This window comes from Streptomyces albiflavescens (assembly GCF_014645835.1).
Classification (GTDB): Bacteria; Actinomycetota; Actinomycetes; order Streptomycetales; family Streptomycetaceae; genus Streptomyces; species Streptomyces albiflavescens.
The window spans coordinates 1-3,361 of record NZ_BMMM01000045.1 but is presented as its reverse complement, the minus strand read 5'-3'; the positions used below and the strand labels follow the sequence as shown (position 1 = coordinate 3,361).

The 3,361-nt window shown below is 72.5% G+C and carries 1 protein-coding gene; it reads right to left on the bottom strand.

All coding sequences use genetic code 11. The features are described 5' to 3' along the window. On the bottom strand, positions 1 to 3,361 hold a 3,361-nt coding region (locus IEY95_RS48435; RefSeq protein WP_229703884.1), incomplete at both ends, for a condensation domain-containing protein.

The following is a 3,361-nucleotide window of genomic DNA, read 5'->3' as shown; positions in this document are numbered from 1 at the left end:
ATACGCCGCCCACCGCCCCGACGCCTCCCACAACTCCCCATACGACAACCCACGTTCACCGCCCACGACCGCCAGCGCATCCGGTGCAGCAGCCACCCGCCCACGGATCAACTCCGGCAGCAACCCGGCCGGTGTCTCTCCCTCCGTCGTGCTCCACTCCCCCAGGACCGACGAGCGCTCCGCCGCGTCCAGCACGTCCACCTGTGCCACTGGTGCCGCCGGGTTCGCGGCCATCCGCTCAAGGATGCGGACGATCCGCTGTGCTGTTTCCTGGGCCGTACGCCGGTCGAGCAGGTCGGGCCGGTACGTCACACGGATCTGAAGCCGGTCGGCGGGGATGGCTCCGACCGCCAACGGGTAGTGCGTTCCGGCCACGGTGTGCAGGGGGGTGATCGAGACCTCGTCGGCCGCCTCGCCCGGCGCTGAGAGGGCGGGCGCGTTCCTGGGGTAGTTCTCGAACATCAGCATGGTGTCGAACACCGCGCCGGAACCGGCGAGTTGCTGGACGGTCGGCAGCCCCAGGTGCTGGTGTGCGATGAGCGCGGACTGGTGGTCCTGCAGCGTCCGGAGCAGTTCGAGGACGGTTTGCGTGCCGTCGAGCCGGACCCGTACCGGCAGGGTGTTGATGAACAGGCCGACCATCGACTCGGACTCGGGCAGCTCAGGGGGCCGCCCGGCCACGGTGCCGCCGAAGACGACGTCGGTGCGCCCGGCGAGCCGCGCCAGGACCAGCGCCCAGGCGCCCTGCACCATCGTGTTCACCGTCAGACCCTGGGTCCGGGCCCAAGCGGTGAGATCCCGGGTGCGTTCCGTGGGCAGTTCGGCCGAGCACACGTCGGGCACGACCGGAGGCCGGCCCGCGTCCGCCGGGGCGACCAGCGTCGGCTCGTCGGCTCCGGCCAGCTCCGCCCGCCATGCCTCCCTGGCCGTCTCGACGTCCTGCCGCCCGAGCCATTCCAGGTAGTCCCGGTAGGAGGCGGTGGGCGTGAGCTGGGCGGGGTCGCCGTCCGCCGTGTACAGCCGGGACACTTCCGTGAGGATGATGGGTATGGACCAGCCGTCCACCAGGATGTGGTGGCTGGTGATGACGAGGCGGTGCCGTGCCCCGGCGAACCGGACGAGCAGCAGCCGCAGAAGCGGTGCCCGGGTCAGGTCGAACCGTTCCGCCCGCTCCTGCTCGGCGATCCGCTCCGCCTCCGCCTCGGCGTCCCGCTCCGCCAGGCCCGAGAGATCGACCTCACGCCAGGGCAACTGCGCTGTGTCCGCGATGACTTGTACGGCCTCGCCCGACTCCCGTCGGTGGAAGCTCGCCCGCAGTGCGGCGTGCCGGGCGAGCAGGGCCTCCCAGGACGCCCTCAGCCGCCCCGCGTCCAGCGGTCCGTCCAGGGCGAGGAGCCGCTGGCTCTGGTAGACGTCCGGACCCTCTTGTTCGAAGGTGGCGTGGAACAGCATCCCTTCCTGAAGCGGCGACAGCGGCCAGACATCGGTCAGCTCGGGTATGCGGCGCTCCAGCTGTTCGACCTCGTGCTGCGTCAGGGCCAGGAGGGAGAAGTCGGACGGGGTACGTCCGCCGGAGGTGGGCTCCGCGGTGTGGGCGGCGAGGCCGCTCAGGACCTGCTCCCAGGCACGGCCCAGCCTCACTGCCTCGGCCTCATCGATCAGCCCGGCGGGCCAGCTCAGGGAAAAGGTGAGTTCCGGCCCTCCGGGGGTGTCCCGTACGGTGGCGCTCGCCTCAAGGGCGTGCGGGACGGGTGTGTCGGGGTCGACCGAACCGCCGATCGCCGACTCACCGGTCATCTGCCATGCGGCGGGCGGCAGTTCACCGGGGCCGGTCGCGCTGAAGCGGCCCAGGTAGTTGAAGCCGATCTGCGGACCCGGCAGTGCGGCGAGCGCCGGGCCCGTCTCCGGGTTCAGGTGACGCAGCAGCCCGTAGCCGAGACCGTCCCCGGGCACCGCCCGCGCCTGCTCCTTCACCGCCTTCAGCAGCACCCCGGCCGCCGGACCACCCGCCAATACGTCGTCCAGGTCCACCCCGCCGAGTTCGAACCGGAGGGGATGCGTACGGGTGAACCAGCCCACCGTCCGCGACAGTTCCTCGCCCTCGACCGACTCCCTGCCATGCCCCTCGACATCCACCAGAAGCCCGGAGGCACCGCCCCCGCGCCACCGTGCGACCGCGCCCGCCAGGGATGCCAGCAGCACCTCGTGCACACCGCAGTGGAAGAGGGCGGGCGTCCGGCCGAGCACCGTGGCCGCGTGCTCGGGCGCCAGCTTCCATGACCGCCGGCGCAGCGTCCGTGCCGTGTCGAGGGCCGGGTCCAGCCCCCTCTTGCCGAGCGCTGGTTCGGGCCCCCCGAGCAGGGCCGTCCAGGCATCGAGCTCCGCTGTCCGGTGCTGTCCGTTCGCCTCCTGGCTCAGCCGGCGCGACCAGTGCCTGTACGACGTCCCCACCGGGTCGAGCTCCGGCTTGCGCCCGGCTGCCGCCGCCTCGCAGGCATCGCGCAGGTCGGGGAGCAGGATGCGCCACGACACCCCGTCCACCACCAGGTGGTGCACCACGAGCGCCAGCCGGCCCATCCGGTCCTGGCCGGCGTCCACCCACACCACCTGGAGCAGCACGCCCGCCGCCGGGTCGAGTCGCTCCACGGCCTCGCGCGCCGACTCCGCCGCGACGTCGTCCAGCGAGTCTGCCGGCGCATCCGGCACCCGCACGCGCGTCACCAGCGATGCGGCGTCGAGGGAGCCCTTCGGGCCGACGCACAGTCCGGGCTCCCCCTCGCCTGTCGTGACTGTGGCCCGCAGCATGTCGTGCGCGTCGAGTACGGCCGCCACGCCGGCCACCAGCACGTCCCGCTCGAGCCCGGCGGGAGCACCCACGATCGCCCACTGCGCGAAACTCCGGCGCAGGGCCGGCTCTCCCAGCTCCCGCATGACCGGCGTCCAGGGCACCTCGCCCACGCCGTCGTCGCGGCCGGCGGCGCTGGTGTCGTCCGTCCCGACCGTGCCCGCGACCAGGGCCAGGCGTTCCGGGGTCCGTTCCGCGAACACCTGCCGGGGTGTGAGGACCATGCCCGCCCGGCGAGCACGGGCGACGACCTGCATCGACATGATCGAGTCGCCGCCGAGCTCGAAGAAACTGTCCTCGACGCCGACCCGTTCAAGCCCCAGCACCTCGGCGAACAGGGCACACAACACGCTCTCGGCGTCGGTGCGCGGCGCCCGCCCGGTCACCTTGCCGGCAAAGTCCGGGGCGGGCAGGGCGGCGCGGTCCACTTTGCCGTTACGGGTGAGCGGGAGCTCGTCGAGAGTGAGGACGGCGGCGGGCACCATGTAGTCCGGAAGCGACTCGGCGAGATACGCA